This is a genomic window from Pseudomonas sp. E6002, from assembly GCF_013385565.1.
GTDB lineage: Bacteria > Pseudomonadota > Gammaproteobacteria > Pseudomonadales > Pseudomonadaceae > Aquipseudomonas.
In genome coordinates this window covers 170,340-195,749 of sequence record NZ_JACAPT010000010.1, presented here as the reverse complement: position 1 = coordinate 195,749, position 25,410 = coordinate 170,340, and the positions used below count along the sequence as shown (strand labels likewise).

At 62.0% G+C, this 25,410-nt stretch carries 18 protein-coding genes; 6 read left to right on the top strand and 12 right to left on the bottom strand.

The genetic code is table 11. From position 1 onward, the window contains the following. Positions 1-136: 136 nt before the first annotated feature. Positions 137-2,134: an alpha-1,4-glucan--maltose-1-phosphate maltosyltransferase gene (locus tag HX815_RS10895; protein ID WP_102605565.1), complete on the bottom strand. Its 1,998-nt coding sequence runs from the start codon at positions 2,132-2,134 to the stop codon at positions 137-139. A gap of 205 nt (positions 2,135-2,339) precedes the next feature. Here HX815_RS10895 and HX815_RS10890 point away from each other — a divergent pair, with 205 nt between their 5' ends. After that, the gene (locus HX815_RS10890; protein ID WP_166742161.1) at positions 2,340-2,498 is read left to right on the top strand and encodes a hypothetical protein; all 159 of its coding nucleotides are present in this window, start codon (positions 2,340-2,342) and stop codon (positions 2,496-2,498) included. Between the two features lie 195 nt (positions 2,499-2,693). Next, a complete protein-coding gene (locus tag HX815_RS10885; RefSeq protein WP_177028188.1) occupies positions 2,694-3,530 on the top strand; it encodes a hypothetical protein in 837 nt (278 codons plus the stop codon). An 86-nt stretch (positions 3,531-3,616) separates the two neighbouring features. Here the strand turns inward: HX815_RS10885 and HX815_RS10880 are convergent, their stop codons facing one another. Continuing rightward, positions 3,617-4,111, bottom strand: coding sequence for an MgtC/SapB family protein (locus tag HX815_RS10880; RefSeq protein WP_087692384.1), 495 nt, complete (start codon positions 4,109-4,111; stop codon positions 3,617-3,619). A gap of 120 nt (positions 4,112-4,231) precedes the next feature. Here HX815_RS10880 and HX815_RS10875 point away from each other — a divergent pair, with 120 nt between their 5' ends. The 4 genes from HX815_RS10875 (at position 4,232) to HX815_RS10860 (ending at position 8,211) form a co-directional block, all read left to right on the top strand. Next, on the top strand, positions 4,232-4,471 hold the full coding sequence (locus HX815_RS10875) for a DUF3203 family protein (protein WP_003207514.1): 240 nt from the start codon (positions 4,232-4,234) through the stop codon (positions 4,469-4,471). 184 nt (positions 4,472-4,655) lie between these two features. Then, positions 4,656-6,071: a cytochrome c oxidase accessory protein CcoG gene (gene ccoG / locus HX815_RS10870; RefSeq protein ID WP_177028187.1), complete on the top strand. Its 1,416-nt coding sequence runs from the start codon at positions 4,656-4,658 to the stop codon at positions 6,069-6,071. Positions 6,072-6,241: 170 nt separating this feature from the next. Further along, complete coding sequence (mapR, locus tag HX815_RS10865) at positions 6,242-7,651, top strand: GntR family transcriptional regulator MpaR (RefSeq protein ID WP_003207510.1); 1,410 nt, start codon at positions 6,242-6,244, stop codon at positions 7,649-7,651. A gap of 188 nt (positions 7,652-7,839) precedes the next feature. Next, positions 7,840-8,211, top strand: a complete 372-nt coding sequence (locus HX815_RS10860) for a hypothetical protein (protein ID WP_177028186.1) — start codon at positions 7,840-7,842, stop codon at positions 8,209-8,211. Between the two features lie 49 nt (positions 8,212-8,260). Here the strand turns inward: HX815_RS10860 and HX815_RS10855 are convergent, their stop codons facing one another. The 10 genes from HX815_RS10855 to HX815_RS10810 form a co-directional block, all read right to left on the bottom strand. After that, the gene (locus tag HX815_RS10855; RefSeq protein ID WP_008435175.1) at positions 8,261-9,007 is read right to left on the bottom strand and encodes an SDR family oxidoreductase; all 747 of its coding nucleotides are present in this window, start codon (positions 9,005-9,007) and stop codon (positions 8,261-8,263) included. A 72-nt stretch (positions 9,008-9,079) separates the two neighbouring features. Beyond that, entirely contained in the window at positions 9,080-11,173 is a 2,094-nt protein-coding gene (locus tag HX815_RS10850) for a bifunctional diguanylate cyclase/phosphodiesterase (protein ID WP_003207505.1), read from the bottom strand. A 274-nt stretch (positions 11,174-11,447) separates the two neighbouring features. Then, complete coding sequence (locus tag HX815_RS10845) at positions 11,448-12,926, bottom strand: efflux transporter outer membrane subunit (RefSeq protein ID WP_003207503.1); 1,479 nt, start codon at positions 12,924-12,926, stop codon at positions 11,448-11,450. Further along, a complete protein-coding gene (locus tag HX815_RS10840) occupies positions 12,923-16,030 on the bottom strand; it encodes an efflux RND transporter permease subunit (protein ID WP_003207502.1) in 3,108 nt (1,035 codons plus the stop codon). The genes HX815_RS10845 and HX815_RS10840 overlap by 4 nt, the downstream gene beginning before the upstream one ends. Beyond that, positions 16,027-19,128 (bottom strand): MdtB/MuxB family multidrug efflux RND transporter permease subunit, encoded by a 3,102-nt coding sequence (locus HX815_RS10835; protein WP_177028185.1) that lies wholly within the window; start codon positions 19,126-19,128, stop codon positions 16,027-16,029. The genes HX815_RS10840 and HX815_RS10835 overlap by 4 nt, the downstream gene beginning before the upstream one ends. Further along, positions 19,125-20,435: an MdtA/MuxA family multidrug efflux RND transporter periplasmic adaptor subunit gene (locus tag HX815_RS10830; RefSeq protein ID WP_003207498.1), complete on the bottom strand. Its 1,311-nt coding sequence runs from the start codon at positions 20,433-20,435 to the stop codon at positions 19,125-19,127. The genes HX815_RS10835 and HX815_RS10830 overlap by 4 nt, the downstream gene beginning before the upstream one ends. Before the next feature lie 230 nt (positions 20,436-20,665). Beyond that, positions 20,666-21,166 (bottom strand): thiol peroxidase, encoded by a 501-nt coding sequence (gene tpx, locus HX815_RS10825; RefSeq protein WP_134326424.1) that lies wholly within the window; start codon positions 21,164-21,166, stop codon positions 20,666-20,668. A gap of 108 nt (positions 21,167-21,274) precedes the next feature. Next, positions 21,275-23,989 (bottom strand): cystathionine beta-lyase, encoded by a 2,715-nt coding sequence (gene metC, locus HX815_RS10820; protein ID WP_177028184.1) that lies wholly within the window; start codon positions 23,987-23,989, stop codon positions 21,275-21,277. A 25-nt stretch (positions 23,990-24,014) separates the two neighbouring features. Continuing rightward, positions 24,015-24,662 carry a glutathione S-transferase family protein gene (locus HX815_RS10815; RefSeq protein ID WP_167665003.1) on the bottom strand — a complete coding sequence of 216 codons (648 nt, stop codon included), beginning with the start codon at positions 24,660-24,662 and terminating at the stop codon, positions 24,015-24,017. A gap of 136 nt (positions 24,663-24,798) precedes the next feature. Beyond that, positions 24,799-25,395, bottom strand: a complete 597-nt coding sequence (locus HX815_RS10810) for a cysteine dioxygenase (RefSeq protein WP_008435185.1) — start codon at positions 25,393-25,395, stop codon at positions 24,799-24,801. Between the last annotated feature and the right edge of the window lie 15 nt (positions 25,396-25,410).

The following is a 25,410-nucleotide window of genomic DNA, read 5'->3' as shown; positions in this document are numbered from 1 at the left end:
GAACTCGGTCAATGTGGGAGCGGGCTTGCTCGCGAAAGCGGTATATCAGTGGACCGATTCGGAGACTGACACTCCGCTTTCGCGAGCAAGCCCGCTCCCACCTTTGATCTCCAGTGGTTTGGAGATCGGTGTCGATTCAGGAAACGGTAATGCGCCAGATGCCAAACGGCTGATGCCACGGTTCGATGCGCATCCACTGGGTCTTGCCGTACCACGTCCAGCGGTGGCCGGTCATCAGGTCTTCGCCCTGGGTCTGGGCATCGTCCGGCAAGCCCAGCTCCCACAGCGGCAACTCGAAATTGGCCTCCTGGGCGTTGAACGGGTCGAGACTCACGGCCACCAGGATAAAGTTGCTGCCATCCTCGCTGCGTTTGCCGAAGTACAGGATGTTGTCGTTCCACGCGTTGTAGAGTTTGAGCCCCAGGTGCGTCTGCAAGGCCGGGTTCTGCCGGCGGATGCGGTTGAGCTGGGCGATCTCGGCAATGATGTTGCCCGGCGCCGTGAAGTCTCGTGGGCGGATCTCGTACTTCTCCGAGTCCAGGTACTCTTCCTTGCCCGGCACCGGTGCCGCTTCGCACAGTTCAAAACCCGAGTACATGCCCCACAGGCCTGAGCCCATGGTGGCCAACGCGGCGCGGATCAAGAAGCCGGCGCGGCCGGATTCATGCAGGAAGCCGGGGTTGATGTCCGGGGTGTTGACGAAGAAGTTCGGCCGGAAGCACTCGCGCCACGGCGACTCGTTCAGTTCGCTCAGGTACTCGCTCAACTCGGCCTTGGTGTTGCGCCAGGTGAAGTAGGTGTAGCTCTGGGAGTAACCAACCTTGCCCAGGCGCGCCATCATCGCCGGGGTGGTGAAGGCTTCGGCGAGGAAGATCACTTCGGGGTATTTAGAACGCACATCGCTGATCAGCCATTGCCAGAACGGCAGCGGCTTGGTGTGGGGGTTGTCGACGCGAAAGGTCTTCACGCCCTCTTCCACCCAACCGACCACGATGTCGCGCAACTCGACCCACAGGCTGGGAATCGCGTCGGCCGCATAGAAGTCGACGTTGACGATGTCCTGGTATTTCTTCGGCGGGTTCTCGGCGTATTTGATCGTGCCGTCGGGCCGCCAGTTGAACCAGCCCGGATGCTGTTTGAGCCACGGGTGGTCCTGGGAGCACTGGATGGCAAAATCCAGGGCGATTTCCAGGCCATGGTCGGCGGCGGCCTTGACCAGGTTGCGGAAATCTTCACGGGTGCCCAACTGCGAATGGATCGCCTCGTGGCCGCCCTCTTCGCTGCCGATGGCATACGGGCTGCCCGGGTCGTCCGGCCCGGCGGTCAGGGAATTATTCTTGCCCTTGCGGTGGCTGCGACCGATCGGATGGATCGGCGGGAAGTACAGCACGTCAAAGCCCATGTCGTGGATCATCGACAGCCGTGAGTGCACATCGTTGAATGTGCCATGGCGCGCGGGATCGTCGGTGATCGAGCGGGGAAACAACTCGTACCAGCTGGCAAATTGCGCAGCCTCGCGCTCTACATCAATCGGATACACCGGGCTGATGCTCAAATAGGCGCGGTGATCGGCCTGGGTCATCAGGTGTGCACTGTCTTCGTGCAGGAACAACGCGACCTGCTCGGTTTCCAGCAAACCGGAGAGTTCGTGGTGCAGCAACATCAAGCGGTCACGCAGCTCATTGTCACTGCGCTCGGCGGCTTGCAACACCTGGCTGCGGCCTTCCTGCAACTCCAGGCTGACCGGCACCCCGGCCTCGTGTTTCTTGCTCAGTTCGTAGCGAAAGCTGGCAAACGTGTCGATCCAGGCTTCGATGCAATACTCATGCGGGCCCTGGGCGGTCACGGTGAATGCGCCCTCCCAGCCGTTGTTGCCGACATCGGTCATCACCACGCTGTGCCAGCTTTCTTCACTGCGCGGGCGCCAGCGGATCATCACCGCAAGCTTGTCGTGGCCATCAGCGAACACCTTGCTGGCAACCTGCACGCGCTGGCCAACCACAGCCTTGACCGCGAACTCGCCGCCATCGATCACCGGGGTCGTGCTTTCAATCGCGATCCTTGGCAGCAACAGTGCCTGGGACAGCGGTAATGTGGAGGTTGAATCGTCTTGAGTCAGTGTTTCAGCAGTCATCGAGCATCTCCCCTTAACGCCCAGTGGACGCTCTTGTGCTTGATTCAAATTCTGAAACGACGCCACTCTCCCTGAGCAGGGCCGTCTAGGTTCCGAGCATGCCGACGAGTGAAAAGTTCAGGCGGATATCCCGCCATCGGGCGGGGAATCAAATCCACCACGCGATTGTCCACCGATAGAGCAAAGCACAAAGGAGGCCACACCGATGAATATCCCTATTCCGGCTGAAACGCCTGATCCCAATATAGATAAGCCCACATTACCGCCGACCGAACCCGACCCGGTTCCCGAGCAGGAACCGCCAGGCACACAGCCACCACCGGTGGAGGAACCACCGACGACCATGCCGCCGGTGATTGTCTGAAGAGACCGATCACAGGAAGTAAAAAGCGGAAGCTTCAGGCTTCCGCGTTTACTTGAATCTATAAGCTGCAACTTCATTCACAAAAAATTATAAAGAACTGTCAAAACCGACAGTATCAGCCGAGACGAACGCCGCCCATGATCAAAGTGCGCGACGCGCGAACAACAGAACAATAAAACCTCTCGGAGATACCTCATGAAAAGAACAGCCGCCTACCTGCTGCTTTCCCTTTGCACCTTGACCGCCTGCACCACCGAACCCTCCGGCCCGTTCGATACGGAAATCGCAAGCAAATTAAACAACCGCTACCAGGACACCGCTGCTCAGTGTGCCGATGGCCTGGCCCTGTATCACTGCAATGGGGTGCTTATTCGCGTCACTGACAGCCTCATAGCATCGCCCGGCGAGCTTGAGCGCAATGCCGCCGCATTCTCTTACCTGCGAGCCGACCTGGGTATCAGGAAGCTGTTTGCACGGGACGCTGGCGTAATAATGTCGGCATTGCCCTCCACCGCAGCGGGCCCAATCAGCGTGCGCTGCTCTTTTCCCACCAATGGTGCGACAGGTGACCGCCCGGATGGATGCGGCGAAACTTCCAGGGAGCTGCCAGGCTACCAGCGTGCATGGAGCCGGCACTGCGATGAGCAAGGCGTGGTGGATGGCGCCACCTGGTTGGCCCACTTCAACAAAGTCAAACCGGCTTATTTTTTTATGTGTGCGTTTCGTGGATCGGTGCAGCAGTTTTCTCTAAGCATCACTGTCAGAAAACTGATGCCGGCAAACTATATTGAAGATTGGAATGAAGTCGTCACCTCAGCCTGGACAGTGTCCGAGATTGATAAAGTCCCCTTCCAGGCTTTCTTCTATAACGCTGCCAACTTGCCAGGAAGAGATGCGGCCAAGAAACTTCAGCGCGAGTATTACGGCTATACGCAGCGCCTGCTTCCGGTGGTTCGTGTTGACTTGCTCGCTCAAGACCAACGCATATTCGCGTATCACAAAGAAGATCAAATCACCATTCCGGTACAGTGATCAGTCCAGCAGGAGCGTGAAGTTGCACACGCCTCGATATCACGCTGTCAGCCCATTCACGCGCGACCTGATGAAACATACGGCGACTAATTCTTTTCCAATAGCCTGACGATTCTTGGCATCACACTGAACACCGCCAAGGCCAACAACGTGCTGAGTACCGCCGTGGATTCCCGCCCCATTCCCGCCGCCACCCCAATGGCGGCGGTCATCCACAAGCCGGCGGCGGTGGTCAGCCCTTTGACGTGCTGACCCTCCTCGTCTTCCTTGCCCTTTAGGATGGTGCCGGCGCCAAGAAAGCCGATGCCCGCGATCACGCCCTGCAGCACACGGCTCATGGCGTCTGCCTGGGAGCCGGACATGCTCGGCACCAACACGAACAGCGCGGCGCCCAGGGCCACGAGCATGTGGGTGCGTACCCCGGCGGCCTTGCCTTTCTGTTCGCGCTCGTAACCCAGGATCCCGCCCAATATCGCCGCAATCAGCAGCCGAACGGTGATTTGCGTGAGTTGCCGGGCATCGCCGATATCGGCAAATTCCGCTTGCAGGGTTACCCAGACTTCATGCCACCAGGCGTCCATGGACGTTTCCTTGTTGGGGGTCGATAGAACATGGACAGCATCGACCGTCAGTCAGTTGCGCAGAACCATTGCCTGCGCATCCCACCCTAATCAGTAATAGCCCACAAAAAGGAGATCGATATGCCCGTACGTATCGAAGGTCAGCAATGTTTCTTCACCGTCGATGTGGACGGCCACGAGAAACAACTGGAAGCCACCCATGTCACGGTCGAAACCGACAGCGAAAAATCCATGTCGTTCGTGAAGCTGAACGGTGACCGCACCTATATCACCGAAGCCGAAGCCGACGCATTGACCGTAGCGGGTGCCAAAGACGGCCGTAAGCACTTGAAAGCTACCGACGGTGATTCGGTGATTTGATTGACCTGGATCAGCCCCGCCTCAAAAGCGCTGCACCCCGCGCACCACCGGGTGCAGCACATTGTCGCAGGCATGCACGGGCGGCCCATCTGATCCGCTTTTTATCGCCATACCTGAGTCTGTTATGCAAACAGAGCGCCGGTCATAGTTCATCTGCCTGATGGAGGCTGATGAGCGAAAGACCATGAGCGATAGAATCCCCGTCCGAACCGTAGAAGTGTTTGAGCCTGCACATCCAAAGAAGATGAAGGCCAAATCCAGCGACCACCTGATTCACACCCGCAGTTTTACCGGCCTGTTCCGTACCTTGCGCGTGGCAGGCGCAGGCTTTCTGTTCCTGGCATTTTTCGGCACCGTGTGGCTGAACTGGGGCGGACGGCAGGCGGTGTTATGGGACCTGGCTGAAAGCAAATTCCACATCTTCGGTGCCACGTTCTGGCCCCAGGATTTCATCCTGCTGTCGGCGCTGTTGATCATCTGCGCGTTCGGCCTGTTCGCGATCACCGTATTCGCAGGGCGTGTGTGGTGTGGCTATACCTGCCCGCAAAGCTCGTTTACCTGGTTGTTCATGTGGTGCGAAAAGGTCACTGAAGGCGAGCGAAACCAACGCATCAAGCTGCAAGCTGCGCCCTGGAGCCTGGACAAGCTGGCGCGGCGCTCGGCCAAGCACACGCTGTGGCTGGGGATCAGCGTGCTGACCGGGCTGACATTTGTCGGCTACTTCACGCCGATCCGGCCGCTGGCCGAGGAGCTGCTGACCTGGCAGATGGGTGGCGTAAGCCTGTTCTGGGTGCTGTTCTTTACCGGCGCCACCTACATCAACGCCGGCTGGCTGCGTGAAGCGGTGTGCATGCACATGTGCCCGTATGCACGGTTCCAGAGTGTGATGTTCGACAAGGACACCCTGACCATTTCCTACGACGTAGCCCGCGGCGAGAACCGTGGCCCGCGCAAACGAGACGTGCAACCGGCGGACGTCGGCCTGGGTGATTGCATCGACTGCCAGCTGTGCGTGCAGGTATGCCCCACCGGCATCGACATCCGTGACGGCCTGCAAATGGAATGCATCGGCTGCGCCGCGTGTATCGATGCCTGTGATTCGATCATGGATAAAATGGGCTATGCCCGCGGCCTGGTCAGCTACACCTCGGAGCATCAGTTGCAAGGTGGCAAGACCCATCTGCTCAGGCCACGCCTGATCGGCTACAGTGCCGTGCTGCTGGTGATGATCGGCGCGCTGGTGGTGGCGCTGGTAGAACGCCCGATGGTGTCGCTGGACGTGACCAAGGACCGGGGGATGTTCCGCGAGAACAGTGACGGCTTGATCGAGAACATCTACAGCCTCAAGGTCATCAACAAGACCCAGCAGCGCCAGGATTACCGCCTGGAGCTGATGGACGGCGACGGCTTCCAGCTGCAGGGCAAGACCGAGATCAGCCTGGCACCAGGTGAGATTACCGATGTGCCGGTGTCGGTGGCGATGACCGCAGAGAAGCCCGCCAGCAGTTCGCAGACGATCCGCTTCAAGGTCTCGGATGTGGATGAGCCGTGGATTTACAGCGCGGCGGACAGCCGGTTTGTGGCGCCATTGAATCGCTGAGCCCAAGCTTTCAGCAACACTGGAGATCAAATGTGGGAGCGGGCTTGCTCGCGAAAGCGGTGTGCCAGTCAATGGATACATCAACTGAAAGATTGCTTTCGCGAGCAAGCCCGCTCCCACCGTTTGATCTGTGTTCAATCAGCAAAATCTGTTCAAAGCACTGAGCCCCAATGAAACGCTACGAAAAATTCGCCGACGACATCGCAGAACTGATCCGCTCCGGCGTGCTCGGGCCCGGCCAGCGCGTGCCTTCGGTGCGTTATGCCAGCCAGACCTACGGTGTCAGCCCGTCCACGGTGTTCCAGGCCTACTACCTGCTGGAGCGACGCGGGCTGATCCGCGCCCGGCCGCGCTCCGGGTACTTCGTCAACACCCATGCGCCCAGCCCGTTTTCCGAGCCGGTGGTGAGTGCCCATGTGCACGAGTCCACCGAGGTGGACGTCAGCGAATTGGTGTTCTCGGTGCTCGATTCCATCAAGGACCCGCAAACCGTGCCCTTCGGCTCGGCCTTCCCCAGCCCGACGCTGTTCCCGCTGCAACGCCTGGCCCGTTCCCTGGCCAGCGCCAGCCGGGAAATGGACCCGCGCATGGTGGTCACCGACATGTCGCCGGGCAACCCGCAACTGCGCCGGCAAATTGCCTTGCGCTACATGGTGGGCGGGCTGATGCTGCCCATGGAAGAACTGTTGATCACCAACGGCGCCCTTGAAGCACTGAACCTGTGCCTGCAAGCCGTGACCGAGCCGGGCGACCTGGTGGCCATCGAAGCACCGGCGTTCTACGCCAGCCTGCAAATCCTCGAGCGCCTGAAACTCAAGGCGGTGGAAATCCCCGTACACCCGCGCGATGGCATCGACCTCAAGGTGCTGGCGCAAAGCCTGGAGCGCTACCCGATCAAGGCCTGCTGGTGCATGACCAGTTTCCAGAACCCGATGGGCGCAACCATGCCCGAGGCCCGGAAACAGGAACTGGTGGAGTTACTGCGCAGCCACCAGGTGCCGCTGATCGAAGACGACGTGTACGCCGAGTTGTACTACGGTCAACAGGCGCCCAAACCGGCGAAGGCGTTCGACACAGAAGGCCTGGTGATGCATTGCGGCTCGTTCGCCAAGAGCCTGGCTCCGGGCTACCGCATCGGCTGGGTCGCCGCCGGACGTTATGCGCAGAAGATCGAGCGGCTGAAATTGATGACGTCGCTGTGTGCCTCGATGCCCGCCCAGGCGGCGATTGCCGATTACCTGCAACACGGCGGGTACGACCGGCACCTGCGTAAATTGCGTTACGCGCTGGAAGAACAGCAAAGCGCCATGCTCGCCGCCATCGCGCGCTATTTCCCGGCGCAGACACGGGTCAGCCAGCCTGCCGGCGGCTACTTCCTGTGGCTGGAATTGCCGGAACAAACCGACTCGTTGAAGTTGTTCCAGATGGCGCTGGCCCAGGGCATCAGCATCGCACCGGGACCGATCTTCTCGCCGACACAGCGCTTCAGGAACTGCATTCGCTTGAACTACGGCAGCCCGTGGGATGAGTCGTGTGAGAAGGCGATGGAGACGCTGGGGAAGATTGTGCGGTCGTTTTAACCTACGGATGGGAACCGTAGCCGGGCTAAGAACCACACAGGAGTGCGCTATTTCTTACGATAGAAAGAGCGCATTCACTTGGTTCACATCAGAGATGCCTTATGACTATTTCTTCAGCTGCCGGCCTGCGACCCCTTCCCGTTCCTCCCCACTATATGCGTGCCGCAGAGCAGCAACAGGTGCGCGAAATGACAGGCGCTACCGGGCGCCTCGCGGGAGATCATCGATCAAGTGACCAGATTACTGAACAAAGCCCTGTGCTGAAGAACTTCCTGGATAACCGCGACCACTACGAAGTGAGCGATGACCTGAAGCGCCAGGTGGGTGACTGGAGCGCGGCCAACCAAGACCCGGACTCTCGCGCCGACGCCACCTACAACCTGGATAAGGTACTGCGATTTATCGACAACGTGGACGATCTCAAATTAAGCGCCAGCCATAGCCGCAACGGTGTCCTGGAAGGTTTTTCGAATCACGGCTACACCATTCATCCAGACTCGGAGGCCAGCCTGCTCAAGGCGTTTTCCCTCAGGGGCTATGAAGCGCTGCGCGGCGCCTGATACCTGGGCTGTGGCGAGCGGCGTGCCCCTCGCCACAGGCGGTACAAAACTAACGACCGCCCGCCAGGTCAAGAAAGGTTCCCGTCGCATAGGACGCCTTGTCCGAGAGCAGCCAGATAATCCCTTCCGCGACTTCCTCTGCACGCCCGCCACGGGCCATGGGGATGCCCGGCTCAAGCTTGCTGACCCGATCCGGGTCGCCGCTCAGGGCGTGGAAGTCGGTGAAAATAAACCCGGGACGCACGCCATTGACCCGGATCCCCTCGCCCGCCACTTCCTTGGAGAGCCCGAGAGTGAAGGTATCCAGCGCGCCCTTGGACGCGGCGTAATCCACATACTCCCCCGGCGAGCCCAACCGCGCGGCGGCCGATGAAACGTTGACGATGCTGCCGCCCTGCCCGCCATGCTTGGGCGACATGCGCAGCAGCGCATGCTTGGCACACAGGATCGGCCCCAACACATTGGTCCTGAGGGTCTTCAGAATGCGGAACTCGGACATCTCATCGACCCGCGACTTGTGCCCGACGGTACCTGCGTTGTTGACCAGTGCCGTCACCCGGCCCAGTTCGGTATCGACCCGGTGGAACAGGCCAATCACTTCGTCTTCGATGCTGACATCAGCCCGCACGGCAATCGCCTGGGCGCCGAGGGCACGCACTTGCTCAAGTACGCGGTGGGCGGCGTCTTCATCGGCCTGGTAATTGATACAGATGCGATAGCCCTGGGCGGCGGCCAGCAGCGCCGTGGCGGCGCCGATCCCACGACTGCCACCGGTGATGACGACGACTTTGTCCATGTGTAAGGTCTCCTGGTTCAACGTGAGCTGATGGATCCAATACTACCTGCGCCCTGCAGGTTTTGCATGGGCTCACATCACCGAATGCACACTCACCACCTGCTCGGCGCGCTGGATGTCGGCCATGAAACCCTCGGCCGGCAACGGATGCCCCAGCAAATACCCCTGAAGCGAATCGCAGCCCAGCCGGGTGAGGAAGCTCTGCTGTGAGTCGGTCTCTACACCCTCGGCCACAATGCGCAGGCCCAGGGCCTGACCGAGGGCGACGATGGCCGAGACGATAGCGGCGTCGTCGCTGTCGTGCTCCAGGTCACGCACAAATCCCCGGTCGATCTTCAGCTCATTGGCCGGCAGGCGCTTGAGGTACATCAGGCTCGAATAGCCGGTACCGAAGTCGTCGATGGACAGGTCGACGCCCATGTCCGAAAGCTTCTGCAACACCGTCATGCTCGCGTCGGCATCGCTCATGGCGGTGGTTTCGGTGATTTCCAGGGTCAGGCTGTTGGCTGGCAAGCGGTGGCGTTCCAGGGCAGCGGCGACACTCTTGACCAGCCCGGCGTGGCAGAACTGCAACGCCGACAGGTTCACGGCAATGCGCCAGTCGTGATAGCCCTGGGCATACCACACCTGCATCTGGCGGCAGGCTTCGTTGAGTACCCATTCGCCGATGGGGATGATCAGCCCGGTCTTTTCCGCCAGCTCGATAAACTTGTCCGGCAACAACAGGCCTTGTTGCGGGTGTTCCCAGCGCAGCAGCGCCTCGGCACCGACCGGGCGGCCGCTGATGGCGTCGAACTTGGGCTGGTAATAAAGCCGGAACTGCTCGTGCTCCACGGCATTGCGCAAGTCCTGCAGCAGTTGCAGTTGCTTGCGCGCATTGGTGTTCATCGACACGTCGAAAAAGCTGTAGCCGTTCTTGCCCATGCCCTTGGCGTGATACATCGCCGCGTCGGCGTTCATCAGCAGTTCCTGGGGCGTGGCGCCGTTGCCGGGGAACAGTGCGATGCCGATGCTGGCGGAGATTTTCAGCTCATGCTCGGCGACGTGGAAGGCCTGGTTGATCATGCCCACCTGGCGCTCGGCCAGGCGCAACGCATCGTCGGGCTGGCCCAATTGCACCAGCAATACAAACTCGTCACCGCCGATGCGGGCCAGGGTGTCCTGGCTGCGCAAGTCTTCGCGCAGGCGCAGGCCGACTTGCTGCAACAGCTGGTCGCCCATGTGGTGACCAAAAGCGTCATTCACCGGCTTGAAGCCGTCCAGGTCGATAAACATCAGCGCGAAGCAGCCGCCCTCTTCGTTCACCCGCTGTATCGCCTGCTGGATCCGGTCGGCGAGCAGGGTGCGATTGGGCAAGCCGGTGAGCATGTCGTGCAGGGCCAGGTGGGTGAGTTCCTGGTTGGCCTGGGTCAGGGAGTCGGCCAACACCGCGGTGCGGGCTTCCAGGCGGGCATCGGCCAGGGAGGTCAGCAGCGCGATGATCAACACTGCCAGGGTGGTAACCAGCACCAGGTTATCCAGGCCCTTGCCACTCAAGCCGTCCAGGGCCGCGCCGCAGAAGCTGCCATCGGCGAAACGCGCGGCGGCCATGCCGGTGTAGTGCATGCCGACAATCGCCACGCCCATCACCATCGCCGCCCCGCCTCGGGCCAACCGCACATACGGCGTGTTGCGCCGCAGGTTGAAGGCAATCCACAACGCCGCCGCCGACGCACCCACGGCAATCAGCAACGAGGCGGTGAACAGCGTGGGGTCGTAGTCGATGCCGGGGGTCATGCGCATGGCGGCCATGCCGGTGTAGTGCATGGCGCTGATGCCGGCGCCCATGATCAATGCGCCAAATGCCAGTTGCCACGCCGGCAAACGCGGCTGGCTCACCAGCCACAAGGCAAAACCGCTGGACAGGATCGCGATCAACAACGACAGCGCCGTGATGCCGACGTCATAGCCGAGGCTGATGGGCAGGCGGAAGGCGAGCATGCCGATAAAGTGCATCGACCAGATGCCCACGCCCATCGCCAGCGCGCCGCCGCCCATCCACAGGTACACCGCGCGGCCCCTGGCAGTGGCGATGCGGCCGGTCAGGTCCAACGCCGTATAGGATGCGAGGATCGCGACGAACAGGGAAATCAGGACCAGGGCGGGGGAATAACTACCGGTGAGCATGGGACTTCTCGTGACCTATGGGCCGAACGGCATCCGTGCCGGGCTGAAAAGTCAGGGATTGTAGCGAGAATAAATCTTGTACACCTGAAATATTGTCGTATAGCCATCATTCAAAATTTGACGCCAATCCGCTGGCTCAAAAACACCGCAGAACCCTTGTGGGAGCGGGCTTGCTCGCGAAAGCGGCGGGTCAGTTGATACACAGTTGACTGCCCCACCGCTTTCGCGAGCAAGCCCGCTCCCACACAAGCCCGTACACAAGCCAGAGCGAGGTTTACTTCTTGTCGCTCAGCTGCATTTGGCCATCCCAGCCACCGCCCAGTGCAGCGATCAGTTGCACACTGGCAACCAGCCGGGTTTGCAGCAGGGTCAGCACCGTACGCTCGTTGCTCAGGGCGGTGGCTTGCACGGTGACCACATCGAGATAGGCGATCAACCCGGCCTTGTACTGGTTCTGGGTCAGGCGCAGGGATTCCCGGGCCGCTTCGAGGGCCTCGTTACTCACGACCGCCTCGTCTTCCAGGACCTTGAGCTGGACCATGTAGTTTTCCACCTCACGGAACCCATCGAGTACGGTCTGGCGGTACTTGGCCACGGTTTCATCGTAGGACGCCTCGGCGCGGTCAACTTCGGCCGAACGCTGGCCCCCGTCGAACAGGGTCATGGCGAGTTTCGGCCCCACCGACCAGAAGCGGTTCGGCAGGCTGATCCAGTCGGCGTAGGTGCTGCTGGAATAGCCGCCGGCCAGGCTCAGGGTCAGGTCCGGGTAGTAAGCGGTCTTGGCCACGCCGATGTTGGCATTGGCCGCGATCACCGAGCGCTCCGCCTGGGCGATATCCGGGCGGCGCTCCAGCAGTTGCGACGGCAGGCTCACCGGAATCTGCGGCAGCGCCGGAATGTCCTTGCTCACCGCCAGGTTGAAGTTGGCCGGCGGCACACCGATCAGCACGGCAATTGCGTTTTCCAGCTGCGCCCGCTGCCAGATCAGGTCGATCATGCTGGCCTGGGTGCTTTTCAGCTGGGTCTGGGCCTGGGCGATGGCGTCCTTGCCCGAGACACCGGCGCGGTATTGGTTCTGGGTCATCTGCAGGGAGCGCTGGTAGGTGTCCACCGTGGCCTGCAGCAAACGGGTCTGTTCGTCCATGACCCGCAGTTGCAGGTAATCCTGCACCAGTTCCGATTGCTGGCTCAGGCGCATCGCCGCAAGATCCGCCGCGCTGGCTTCGGCGCTGGCTTCATTGGCTTCCAGGCCCCGGCGCAGTTTGCCCCAGATATCGGCTTCCCAGCTCACGCCCAACTGGGTGTTGAGGGTGTCGCGAATACCGCTGCTGGAGCTGCTGAGGCTGGCGTTACTGCTGCCGGTACCCTGGCTGGCCCGGCTTTTCGAGGCACTCAGGTCAACCGTGGGGAAGAACGCCCCACGGGCACTGCGCACCTGCGAGGCGGCCTGGCGATAACGCGCCTCGGCCTGGGCCACGGTCTGGTTGGAGCTGTTGAGTTTTTCTACCAGCTCATTGAGTTGTTTGTCGCCGTACAGCTCCCACCAGGCGCCCCGGGCCAGCGAGTCGCTGGGCGCGGCCTGGCGCCAGCCCTGGGCCTCTTTGTACTGGGCAGGCTCGGTCAATTCGGGGCGTTTGTAGTCCGGGCCGACGGCGCAGGCGCTGAGCATCACGCCGCACAGGGCCAGGCTCAGCAGCTTTGAGCCGCGAGTCATCGCCAGACGTTGCACGGTGGGAAACGTTGAATCGGTCATAGCGCAGTGTCCAGGGCAGCATCGGTACGCACTCCGCGCCAACCGTTGAAACGGTGGCGCAGGCGGTCGAGATAAAGGTAAACCACAGGCGTGGTGTAGAGGGTCAGGATCTGGCTGAACACCAGCCCGCCGATAATCGTCAGGCCCAGGGGCTGGCGCATTTCCGCGCCTTCGGCCGTGCTGAGCAGCAGCGGCACGGCGCCAAGAATCGCCGCCAGCGTGGTCATCAGGATCGGGCGCAGCCGCACCAGGCAGGCGGCGCGGATCGATTCCAGCGGGCTCATGCCGTCCTTGCGTTCCAGTTGCAGCGCAAGGTCGATCATCAGGATCGCGTTTTTCTTCACCACCCCGATCAGCAGGAACAGCCCCAGCAGCGAGATCAGGCTGAACTCGCCCCCCAGCAGGTAAATCGAAAGCAAGGCGCCCACCCCCGCCGACGGCAAGGTCGACAGAATGGTCAGCGGGTGGATATAGCTCTCATACAGAATCCCCAATACCAGGTACACCGCTACTAGTGCACCGAGGATCATGAACGGCTGGCCTTTCTGGGTGGCGGCGAAGGCGTCGGCCGTACCGGCCATCTTCGCGATCACCTCTTCCGGCAGGCCGACCTTGGCAATCGCCCGCTCAATGGCGGCCGTGCCCTGCTCCACCGTGACGCCGGGCGACATATCAAAGGCAATGTTTTCCGAGGCGAACTGGCCTTCATGGCTGACCCGGTCGTCCGCCAGGCTGTTCTCATAGTGAGCGATGGCCGACAGCGGCACGCGCGCACCGGTGGACGTGATCACCTGCATCTGATTGAGGGTGATCGGGTCCTGGGCGTACTTCGGATTGACCTCCATCACCACCTGGTACTGGTTGAGGCTGTCGTAGATGGTGGAAATCTGCCGCTGGCTGTAGGCGTTGTTGAGCACGGCAGTGACCATGTCCATGTCAATGCCCAGGCGCTTGGCCTGGTCGCGGTCGACAATCAGCGTCACCTGGGCCGCGCCGCGCCCTTCACGGGCATCGATGGCGGTCAGCTCCGGCAGCTCACGCAACGCGGCAACCACTTTCGGGTACCACAGGCGCAAGGCCGCCAGGTCGCCGCTTTGCAGGATGTAGGAATACTGCGAGGTGGTCTGGTCGCGGCCGCCGCCGAATTGCAGGTCCTGGTCAGCCATCAGCATCAGGCGCCCGCCGGGCACCAGTGGCACATTCTTGCGCATGCGCTCGATCACCGCCTGGGCAGAAATCTTGCGTTCGCTGATGGGCTTGAGCCGCACCAGCATCACCGCGTTGTTGGTGCCGCTGTTGCCGCCGATAAAACCTGCCACGCTCAACACCGCGGGGTCCTGCAGGACGGCCTTGCGGAAAATTTCCATCTTCGGCTGCATCACACTGAATGACAGCCCGTCGTCGCCACGCACAAAGCCGATCAGTTGCCCGGTGTCCTGCTGGGGCATGAAGGTTTTCGGCACCACCACATACAGCGCGACGTTGACCCCGATGGTCACCAACAGGCTGAGCAGCGTCAGGCGCTTGTGGCGCAGCACCCAGTCCAAGCTGCGGGCATAGCCTGCCACCATGCGGTCGTTGATCTTCTGGCTCCAGCGCTGCAAGCCTGTTTCCTGGCCTTTGACATGGGGCTTGAGCCAGCGGGCGCAGAGCATCGGGGTCAGGGTCAGCGACACCACCAGCGAGACGATGATCGCCGCTGCGAGGGTGATGGAAAACTCGCGGAACAGGCTGGTAACGATACCGCCCATGAACAGGATCGAGAGGAACACCGCCACCAGCGAGACGTTCATCGACAGCAAGGTGAAGCCGACTTCCTGGGCCCCCAGGTACGCCGCCTTCATCGGCGGCACACCCTCGTCGATGTGCCGGGAAATGTTCTCCAGCACCACGATGGCATCGTCCACCACCAGGCCGGTGGCGAGGATCAGCGCCATCAGCGACAGGTTGTTCAGGGAAAAGCCGAACAGGTACATCACTGCAAACGTACCCACCAGCGACACCGGCACCGCCAGGGTGGGAATCAGCGAGGCGCGGAAGTTGCCGAGGAACAGGTACACCACCAGGATCACCAGGGCCACGGCAATCAGCAGGGTCATCTCGGCTTCGTGCAAGGTGGCGGTGATCACCGGCGAACGGTCCATGGCCAGGTTCAGCTTGACGCTGGACGGCAACACCGCCTGCAAGGCCGGCAGTTGTGCCTTGATCTGCTTCACCGTCTCGATGATGTTGGCGCCGGACTGGCGGTTGATCACCAGCAGCACCGCCGAGTCATTGTTGAAGAAGCCGCTGTTGTAGCGGTCCTCGACGCCGTCGCTGATCTTCGCCACATCCCCCAGGCGCAAGGCCGCGCCATTCTGGTAGCGGATCAGCAGCGGTTCATAGTCCTTGGCCTTTTCCAGTTGGTCGTTGGCCTGGATCTGCCAGTTGCGCTGGCTGTCCTCCAGCGAACCCTTGGGCCGGCGCACGTTGGCATTGGCGATGGTATTACGCACATCGTCCAGGGCCACGCCGTACTGGTCGAGGGCCTTGGGTTCCAGTTCGATACGCACGGCGGGCAAGGAGCTGCCGCCGATCTGCACTTCACCCACGCCCGGCACCTGGGACAGGCTCTGGGACAGGATGGTCGAGGCCAGGTCGTACAGCTGGCCCTTGGGCAACACGTCCGAGGTCAGGGACAGCACCATGATGGGCGCCTGGGACGGGTTGATCTTCTTGTAGGTGGGCATGCTGCGCATGCCACTGGGCAGCAGGTTACGCGAGGCGTTGATCGCCGCCTGCACTTCCCGCGCCGCGCCGTTGATGTCGCGATTGGAGTCGAACGCCAGGATCACCCGGGTCGAACCCTGGCTCGACGAACTGCTCATGGTGGTAATGCCGGCAATCGCGCCGAAGGAGCGCTCCAGCGGCGTGGCCACCGTAGACGCCATCACCTCGGGGCTGGCCCCCGGCAAGCTGGCCGACACCACGATCACCGGGAAATCGATCTGCGGCAATGGCGACACCGGCAACAGGTTGAAGCTGACGCCGCCCAGCAGCATGATCGCCAGGCTCAGCAGCATGGTGGCTACCGGCCGGCGAATGAAAGGTCCGGACAGGTTCATGACTCAACCGGCTCCAGGCGCACCGGCTCTTTGCGCCAGCGACGGCCGAGGCGGTCGAAATACAGGTAGATCACCGGGGTGGTAAACAGGGTCAACACCTGGCTCACCAGCAACCCGCCCACCATCACCAGGCCAAGCGGCTGGCGCAACTCGGCGCCGGAGCCGGTGGCGAGCATCAACGGCACGGCACCGAACAGCGCCGCCAGGGTGGTCATCAGGATCGGCCGGAAGCGCAACAGCGCCGCCTGGTAGATCGCGGTTTGCGGGTCCAGGCCCTGGTTGCGCTCAGCGTCGAGGGCAAAGTCGATCATCATGATCGCGTTCTTCTTCACGATGCCGATCAGCAGGATGATGCCGATGATCGCGATCATCCCCAGGTCGTTGCCACTGAGCAGCAAGGCCAGCAAGGCGCCCACCGCTGCCGACGGCAGGGTCGAGAGGATGGTGATCGGGTGGATATAGCTCTCGTAGAGCACCCCGAGCACGATGTACATGGTCACCACCGCCGCCAGGATCAGCAGCAAGGTGCTCGACAGCGAAGCCTCGAATGCCTGGGCCGCGCCCTGGAACTGGGTCTGCACGCCCACCGGCATGCCGATGTCTTTCTGGGTCTGGTTGATCAGTTCGACGCCCTTGCCCAGCGCCACGCCAGGGGCCAGGTTGAACGACATCATCACCGCCGGGAACTGACCGATATGCGCGATTGCCAACTGGGCCTGGCGCTGTTCCACATGGGCCAGGCTCGACAGCCGCACCTGGCCGCCGTCGGTGGTTTTCACATGGATCTGGTTCAGGGCGTCCGGGCCGAGGGTTTCACCGGACTGGGCCTGCAATACCACGCGGTACTGGCTGGCCTGGGTGTAGATGGTGGATATCTGCCGCTGGCCGAACGCGTCGTACAGCGCGTCGGTGATGGTCGACACCGACACACCAAGGCGCGATGCGGCGTCACGGTCGATCACCAGGTACACCTGCAGGCCCTTGTCCTGCAGGTCGCTGGCGACGTCGGAGAGTTCCGGCAACTGGCTGAGGGCGTGTACCAGCTTTTCACTCCACAAGGCCAGCAGCTCGGCGTCCGGCGAGGACATGCTGAACTGGTACTGGGTACGGCTGACGCGGTCTTCGATGGTCAGGTCCTGCACCGGCTGCATGAACAGGCGAATCCCCACCAGCTTGTCCAGTTGCGGCTGCAGGCGCGTGATGATCTGTGCCGCGCTCAGGTCCCGTTCGCCGTGGGGCTTGAGGTTGATCAGCAGGCGACCACTGTTGAGGGTGGCGTTATCACCGTCTACCCCGATATAGGACGACAGGCTCTCCACCGCCGGGTCTTCGAGGATGATCTTCGCCAGTTCCTGCTGGCGCTGGCTCATCGCCGCAAAGGAAATCGACTGTGGCGCTTCGGAAATGCCCTGGATCACGCCGGTGTCCTGCACCGGGAAGAAGCCCTTGGGCACCACCATGTACAACACCACGGTCAGGCCCAGGGTGGCGATGGCCACCAGCAGGGTCAGCGGCTGATGCTTGAGCACCCACTGCAACTTGCGCCCGTAGGCCTCGATCAGCCAGTCGATCCAGGCGCCGCTGGCCTTGTAGAAACGGCCCTGCTCGTCCTCTTTCGGCTCACGCTTGAGCAACCGCGCGCACATCATCGGCGTCAGGGTCAGGGACACCACCAGGGAAATCAGGATCGCCACCGCCAGGGTGATCGCGAATTCACGGAACAGCCGCCCCACCACGTCCGCCATGAACAGCAGCGGGATCAATACCGCGATCAGCGACAGGGTCAGGGAAATCAGGGTGAAGCCGATCTGCTTGGCGCCCTTGAGCGCCGCATTGAGCGGTGTATCGCCTTCCTCGATGTAGCGGGAAATGTTCTCCAGCATCACGATGGCGTCGTCCACCACAAAACCGGTGGCGATGGTCAGCGCCATCAGCGTCAGGTTGTTGATGGAGAAACCGGCGAGGTACATCACGCCGAAGGTGCCCACCAGGGACAGCGGCACGGCGATGGACGGAATAATGGTCGCGCTGAAGCGGCGCAGGAACAGGAACGTCACCATCACCACCAGGGCAATGGCGATCAGCAATTCGTGTTGTACATCCTTGACCGAGGCCCGGATGGTCTGGGTACGGTCGGTAAGCACCGTCACGTCCAGGCCCGCCGGCAGGTTGTCGGTGATGCTTGGCAACAGCGCCTTGATCCGGTCCACCACCTCGATGACGTTGGCCCCGGGCTGGCGTTGGATGTTCAGCAGGACCGCCTGGTTTTCGTTGGCCCAGGCCGCGAGGCGTTCGTTCTCGGCGCCGTCGACGATCTGCGCCACATCCTTGAGCCGCAACGGCGCGCCGTTGTTGTAGGCAAGGATCAGTTCGGCGTATTCCTTGGGCGAGACCAACTGGTCGTTGGCGTCGAGCATCGACACCCGCGTGGGGCCGTCAAAGTTACCCTTGGGCTGGTTGACGTTGGAGGCGGCGATCAGGGTGCGCACGTCCGACAGGTTCAGGCCGTTGGCCGCCAGGGCCTCGGGGTTGACCTTGATCCGCACCGCCTGGCGCTGGCCGCCGGCGATGCTGACCATGCCGACGCCGCTGATCTGCGCGATCTTCTGCGCCATGCGCGTGTCGACCAGGTCATTGAGCTTGGGCAGCAACATGGTCTTGGAGGTGATGGCCAGGGTCAGCACCGGGGTATCCGCCGGGTTGACCTTGTTGTACACCGGCGGCGCCGGCAGGTCCTTGGGCAGCAGGTTGGTGGCGGCGTTGATCGCGGCCTGCACCTGTTGCTCGGCGACATCCATGTTGATGTCGAGGTTGAAACGCAAGGTCAGCACCGAGGCGCCGCCGGAGCTGGTGGACGCCATTTGGGTCAGGCCGGGCATCTGCCCGAACTGACGCTCAAGGGGCGCCGTGACCGCGCTGGTCATTACGTCCGGACTGGCGCCGGGGTACAGGGTCATCACCCGGATGGTCGGGTAATCCACCTGGGGCAAGGCCGAGACCGGCAGCAGGCGATAAGCGATCACGCCAGCCAGGACAATGGCCAGCATGCTCAGGGTAGTGGCTACCGGGCGAAGGATGAACAGCCGCGAGAGGTTCATGCGCCGCCCTTTTGCGCCTTGGCGGCATCAGCCGGGCCTTGTTGCGTCTTGGCTGCCGGTTGACCCTGGAGGTGTTCGGTCGGCGTGGTCGGCACCTCAGTGCTGTCGTTGACCACTTCAATGTCACTGCCGTCCTTCAGGCGGTCGGTGCCTTCCAGCACCACGCGGTCGCCGGCGGCCAGGCCTTGCTTGACCACGGTGTTGTCGCCGTCGGAATCACCGATCACCAGCGGACGCACCTTGACCTTCTTGTCGCCATCGAGCACGTAGACGAAGGTGCCGGTATTGCCGAACTGAATCGCTGCCGACGGCGCCAGCACCACGTTGTGCAGGGTGTCGGCCAGCAAGTGCACGTTCACGAACTGGTTGGGGAACAGCGCCTGGTCCTTGTTATCGAACCGCGCCTTGAATTTCAGGGTGCCGGTGGTGACGTCGATCTGGTTATCGAGGCTCTGCAGCACGCCCGTGGCTTTCACCGCGACATCGCCACGGTCCCAGGCTTCCACCGGCAGCTTGTTGCCGGCGTGATAACGCGCCAGCACGGTTTCCAGGGTGTTTTCCGGCAACGTGAAGACCACGCTGATGGGTTGGGTCTGGGTGATCACCGCCAGGAAGGTGGTGTCGTTGGCGGCGACGAGGTTGCCCACGTCCACCTGGCGCAGGCCGACACGCCCGGTAATCGGTGCGCGGATCTTGGTGAATTCGAGGTTGAGCTTGGCGTCATCCACCGCGCCCTGGTTGGTCTTGACCGTGCCCTGGTACTGCAACACCAGCGCTTCGGCGGTGTCCAGGGTCTGCTTGGCGATACTGTCCTGGGCATACAGGTCGCGATAACGCTGCACGTCGACCTGGGCGTTTTTCAGCTGGGCCTGGTTCTGCAGCAACGTGCCCTGGGCCTGGAGCAAGGCATTCTGGTAACTGCGCGGGTCGATTTCCGCCAGCAGGTCACCGGCCTTGACCATCTGCCCCTCTTCAAAGGCGATCTTGACCAGTTCTCCGCCAACCCGGCTGCGCACATTGATGGTGTTGAGTGCCGTCACCGTACCCAGCGCCTTGTAGTACACCGGGAACTCGCCCAGCACCGCCGGCGCCACACGCACCGGCACCGGGCCAGTAGAACCCCCAAAGCCCGGGCGCATCATCCCCGACTTGCCGGCATGCCCGGCGGGCTTCTTCTCGGCGCTGTCCTTGTGGCTGGTGCCAGGCCAGAACTTCCAGCACAGGCCGGCAATGACCAGCAGCACGAGCAGGCCGAACAGCCAGCGGCGGGAGTGACGAGGGGTGGATTGCATGGAGTGATCAACCATTGGGTGCGAGAGCTTCTTCTTCGGGAGGCTGAAAGATAAGCACTGGGGCGCGTTAAGAAAAGCGCCTTTACCGGCTATTTACCTTGGATTACAACTTTTAACTTCTGTGCTTAGTCCATTCGCTATCTGGCTAAGCCTCTGAAGCACAAATAAAAACGGCCTGGACTAGGCCAGGCCGTAATACTGCATCACGCGTGTTACTGCAAAACGACAGTAATGCGTAGTAACAGTTACTTCAAAACAGCCAGGGCTGCCTCGTAGTTCGGCTCTTGGCCAATTTCGCTGACCAGTTCGCTGTGCAGTACGTTGTCGTTCTCGTCCAGTACCACGACGGCACGGGCGGTCAGGCCGCGGAGCGGGCCATCAGCAAGCGCTACACCGTAGTCGACAGCAAAGGCTGCCTCACGGAAGTCCGACAGGTTCTTCACGTTTTCCAGGCCTTCGGCACCGCAGAAACGCGCCTGGGCAAATGGCAGGTCGGTGGAGATGCACAACACTACGGTGTTGTTCACGTCGTTGACCTGAGCGTTGAACTTGCGAACCGAAGTGGCGCAGGTCGGGGTATCAACGCTTGGGAAAATGTTCAGCACTTTGCGCTTGCCGGCGAAAGTCGCCAGGGTCGCGTCAGACAGGTCGCCGGCAGTCAGGGTGAAGTCTGGCGCCTTGGCGCCGACTTTCGGCAAATCGCCTTCGACCTGGACAGGGTTGCCTCGGAGGGTAACTTGAGCCATGAACGGAATCCTTCTAGTGGTGGTAGTGAAACGAATTTCAGGTGCCGAAGTTAAACACAAAGTTCGATTGGCACCTATGGGCGGACGCAAATTGTCATGGTGCGAGGCTCAACGCCCCGCCGCCACGAACCCGCGCTGCAGATCCTCGATCAACGCCTCCACATCCTCCAGCCCCACATGCAGGCGCACCACCGGGTTCAATCCACGGTCGGCGGCGCTCTGGCGATCCTGTGTATCGGCCAGGGTCACCAGGCTTTCAAAGCCGCCCCAGGATGCGCCCAGGCCAAACAGCTGCAGGCCGTCGATAAACCGTTCGACGTAGCCGGCATCCGCGCGGTCGAGTTCGAAGGACAGCAAACCGTTGCTCCCGCTGAAGTCACGCTTCCACAGCGCGTGGCCAGGATGCTCCGCCAGTGCCGGATGAAACACCCGCCTGACCTGCGGCTGCGCCTGCAACCACTGGGCAATCTTCAACGCCTGGCGCTCGTGCACGTCCAGCCGGGAAGCCAGGGTGCGTGCGCCACGCAGGATCAGGTAGGCATCGTCGGCACTCACTGCATTGCCAAAGGTATCGCTCATTTTCGCCAGGGCCGGCCATGCCGCTTCGGTGGTGCAGACGCTGCCCATCATCACGTCACTGTGGCCGCCAAGGTACTTGGTCAAGGCCATGATCGAGATGTCGGCACCCAGCGCCAGCGGGCGGTACAGGTACGCCGAGCCCCAGGTGTTGTCCACCGCCAACAGAATGCCCCGCGGCTTGCACAGTGCGGCTAGCGCGGGCAGGTCACACAGCTCATACAGCAGCGAACCCGGCACTTCGGCGTAGACCATTTTGGTGTTGGCCTGCAGTTGCGCTTCCAGGCCGCTGCCGTCCGGGGCGAAATAGCTGACTTCGATGCCGAATGGCTGGAGGAACTCCCGGGCCAGTTTGCGCACCGGCGAATAGACGGCGTCGGTGATCAACACATGGTCGCCGGGCCGCAGGTAGGCCAGGAACGTCTGCGCCGCGGCGGCGAGCCCGGTGCCATACAGCCGTGTGCGATAGCCACCCTCAAGTTCGGTGACCAGGTCTTCAAGGGCAAAAGCAGTGGGATTGCCGCGTGCGCCGTAACTCAGGACCCGCTCACTGTCGCGTCGGGAGCGGGCGTCACGCATCTGGGCCAGGTTGTCGAACAGCACGGTGCTCAGGCGGGTGATCGGTACGTTCACCGCCCGACCACCATTGCCGCCTTCGGTTCGCGCCGCGTGAATCAGCCGGGTGCGCACCCGTGACGCGGGCAACAACGGCTTGAGACTGGCGATTTCCGCTTCGCTCATCTGTGCCAACAGGCCAATTTCCCAGGCGAGATATTGGCGGGCAGCGTCCTTGTTGCCGCTGTGGCGGTCGTGGGTGAAGAACAGGAAGTCGATGCACTGGTTGTCCGGAGGCGTTTGCGCATCCTCGATCACCGGCAAACCGGCCGCAACCCACGCGGCATAGCCGCCGTCGAGCAAACGCACATCGCCGCCCAAGCCCAACGCAGCAAAAGCGGCCAGTGCCGGATCATCAGCCAGCAGCACCAGTGGACGCCCACCCGCGGTCAACCGCGAACGAATCGACCAGCGCGAACCGACAATCCGGCCCTTGCGATGGATCATGCTCGGGCGCAGGTCCACCAGGTCCACGGTGTCGTCCTTCAGCGCCTCGGCCAGCGCCTGCACCGAGATCAGCGGCAGCGCGTCAAAGGGCACGGCCTCCTTGACCTCCAGCGCCAATCCACTGTGGACGCCACCCTCCAGCACATACGCCTCATGCCCCAACTGCCGCAGCCAACTGGCGACAATCGGCGCACGCACACCATCACTGTCCAACAGCACCACCCGCGCCTGACGCACGCCGATGTACAGGTCAGTGGACTGGATCAACTGCCCGCCCGGCGTGTGTTGCGCCCCCGGCAAACTGCCGGCGGCAAATTCTTCAGCGGTACGCACATCGCACAGGAACAGGCTACGGGCCGGGTCCGCCGCCCATTGCCGGACCTGCTCCGCCTTGACACTGACCACCCCTGCCCGCTCCGCCAACTGCCGGGCAGCCTCGCGCTGCTGGCCCAGATCCGTCGAGACCTGGTCGGCATAACGCCGAGTGCTGCCATGCTCCAGCTTGAAGTCCGCCAGGTACCAACCCTGGGTACCGTTTTCCAGGGCATAAACCGGGTTCTTCACCCCGAGGTTGATCAACGTCTGGGCGCCGATAATGCTGCGGGTACGCCCGGCGCAGTTGACCACGATCGGCGTGGTTTCATCCGGCACCAGGTCGTGCACGCGGTAGCCCAGCTCACCATTGGGGCAGCAGATCGAACCGGGAATGGTCATCTTGCGGTATTCATCGAACGGCCGACCGTCCAGCACCACCAACGGCTCGCCCGTGGCCTGCCAGTCCGCCAGTTGCTGCGCGGTGACGTGGGGTGTGTGGCTGGCCTCTTCCACCAATTCGCCAAAGGCTTTCGACGGCACATGCACCCCGGCGAACAACTGCAAACCCGCCGCCTGCCAAGCGTTCGCACCACCTTCCAGTACATGCACATGGCGGTAGCCCAGCGCTTGCAAACGCAGTGCCGTGCGCGCAGCCACATCGCCGCCGTCCTGGTCGTAGATCACCAGGCGCACCCGGGGATTCGGTGCCAGGCGCTGCACCTCCAGTTCCAGGCGGCTATAGGGCAGGTTCACCCCGTGAAACAGGTGGGCCTCGCCGTATTGGCCGTGCTCGCGTACGTCGAACAGGGCGATTTCCTGGCCGTCAAACAGCCATTGTTGCAATTGCCCGGGTGTGATGGTCTGGCTCATGGAAGTCCCGCAAAAAATAGATGGGTTACTGCAAGGCCAGCGAACGCTCGCCGGCGGCCACTTCACGGCCCTTGGCATAGGCCCGCTGGACTGCCGGGCGCGCCTTGATGCGCAGACGCCAGGCCTGGATGTTCGGATAGTCCGCCAGGTCCTGGCCTTGGCGCAGGGGCTGGATCCACGGGAAAATCGCCATGTCGGCCACCGAATATTCGCCCGCCACATACGGCACCTCGGCCAGGCGCTGCTCCAGCACCCGATACAGGCGCGTGGCTTCGGCGTTCAGCAGGTCCAGGGCAAAGGGAATCGGTTCCGGGGCCTTCTCCTTGAACAGCTGCAACTGGCTCAGGTACGGGGTGATATGCCCTACCTGCCAGAACAGCCATTCCTGGACCTTCTGGCGCTCGGCGGTACCGGCGGGCGGCAGGAAGCGCCCGGCCTTGTCCGCCAGGTAGTTCAGGATCGCCCCGGACTCGAACAGGCTCAGGGGTGCTTCAAGGCTGTGGTCGACAATCGCCGGAATCCGCCCATTCGCACTGATGCGCTGGAAGCTTTCCTGCTTCTGCGCGCCTTCGCGGATGTTGACCGGAATCAGGCGGTACTCCGCCTCCAGCTCTTCCAGCAGGATACCGACTTTCAGGCCATTGCCCGTAGGCCAGTAATACAGATCAATCATAAAAAACCCTGGATGAACGCTGATCCAATTGTGGGAGCGGGCTTGCTCGCGAATGCGGTGTGTCAGCCAATAAATGCGTTACTGACCCCCCGCATTCGCGATCAAGCCCGCTCCCACATTTTTATGTGTGTTGTGCTCAGGAATAGGCCCGGATTGAAGGCGCCATCTGCGAGGCGTTGTAGTTGAGGATCCGGCCGTCTGCTTCAACGCCATAACGGCCATTGAGGGATTCCAGCGGCAAGCCGTACAGGTGGAAATGCAAGGTCGCCTGCTCACCCTCAACGCGAATCCCGTGCAGGTCTTCACCGAGGAACGAGATAGAGGTGCCCGGCTGCACGACGACTTCTTTCTCAAGGGTCAGGGTGGTGAAGCCTTCCTCACGCCCTTCATCGTTGCGGCCATACACGTAGTTGATTTCCTGGCCTTCAACGGCACTGATGATCGCCCAGGTTTCGTGGTTGTGCGGGAGGGTGCTTTTGCCCGGCAGCAACGAGTTCAGGTACAGGGTGGGCGTGTCGCCGTCGTCGTTCAGGCGATAGCGGAACGCGGTACTGCCCTGGCCCGGCACCGGCGCGGGGAATTCGCTGAAGTTGAACAGGTCCCGGCGCTCGGCCAGGGTTTCCAGCAGCCCGACGATTTCCACCAGGGCCGCGCGGTCTACGCCACGCTGGTTGATGACGCGGATCTGCTGCAGGAAGTCTTCGATAACGGCGGCACGGTTTGCGGTACTCATGACGAGGTTCCTCTT

Coding starts and splice junctions, on each gene's coding strand:
- HX815_RS10855 (WP_008435175.1), bottom strand. CDS start 9,007: ATGGACAAAGTCGTCGTCATCACCGGTGGCAGTCGTGGGATCGGCGCC.
- mapR (WP_003207510.1), top strand. CDS start 6,242: ATGAAACGCTACGAAAAATTCGCCGACGACATCGCAGAACTGATCCGC.
- tpx (WP_134326424.1), bottom strand. CDS start 21,166: ATGGCTCAAGTTACCCTCCGAGGCAACCCTGTCCAGGTCGAAGGCGAT.
- HX815_RS10890 (WP_166742161.1), top strand. CDS start 2,340: ATGAATATCCCTATTCCGGCTGAAACGCCTGATCCCAATATAGATAAG.
- metC (WP_177028184.1), bottom strand. CDS start 23,989: ATGAGCCAGACCATCACACCCGGGCAATTGCAACAATGGCTGTTTGAC.
- HX815_RS10860 (WP_177028186.1), top strand. CDS start 7,840: ATGACAGGCGCTACCGGGCGCCTCGCGGGAGATCATCGATCAAGTGAC.
- HX815_RS10835 (WP_177028185.1), bottom strand. CDS start 19,128: ATGAACCTCTCGCGGCTGTTCATCCTTCGCCCGGTAGCCACTACCCTG.
- HX815_RS10830 (WP_003207498.1), bottom strand. CDS start 20,435: ATGGTTGATCACTCCATGCAATCCACCCCTCGTCACTCCCGCCGCTGG.
- HX815_RS10895 (WP_102605565.1), bottom strand. CDS start 2,134: ATGACTGCTGAAACACTGACTCAAGACGATTCAACCTCCACATTACCG.
- HX815_RS10875 (WP_003207514.1), top strand. CDS start 4,232: ATGCCCGTACGTATCGAAGGTCAGCAATGTTTCTTCACCGTCGATGTG.
- HX815_RS10845 (WP_003207503.1), bottom strand. CDS start 12,926: ATGACCGATTCAACGTTTCCCACCGTGCAACGTCTGGCGATGACTCGC.
- HX815_RS10885 (WP_177028188.1), top strand. CDS start 2,694: ATGAAAAGAACAGCCGCCTACCTGCTGCTTTCCCTTTGCACCTTGACC.
- HX815_RS10840 (WP_003207502.1), bottom strand. CDS start 16,030: ATGAACCTGTCCGGACCTTTCATTCGCCGGCCGGTAGCCACCATGCTG.
- HX815_RS10880 (WP_087692384.1), bottom strand. CDS start 4,111: ATGGACGCCTGGTGGCATGAAGTCTGGGTAACCCTGCAAGCGGAATTT.
- HX815_RS10815 (WP_167665003.1), bottom strand. CDS start 24,662: ATGATTGATCTGTATTACTGGCCTACGGGCAATGGCCTGAAAGTCGGT.
- HX815_RS10850 (WP_003207505.1), bottom strand. CDS start 11,173: ATGCTCACCGGTAGTTATTCCCCCGCCCTGGTCCTGATTTCCCTGTTC.
- ccoG (WP_177028187.1), top strand. CDS start 4,656: ATGAGCGATAGAATCCCCGTCCGAACCGTAGAAGTGTTTGAGCCTGCA.
- HX815_RS10810 (WP_008435185.1), bottom strand. CDS start 25,395: ATGAGTACCGCAAACCGTGCCGCCGTTATCGAAGACTTCCTGCAGCAG.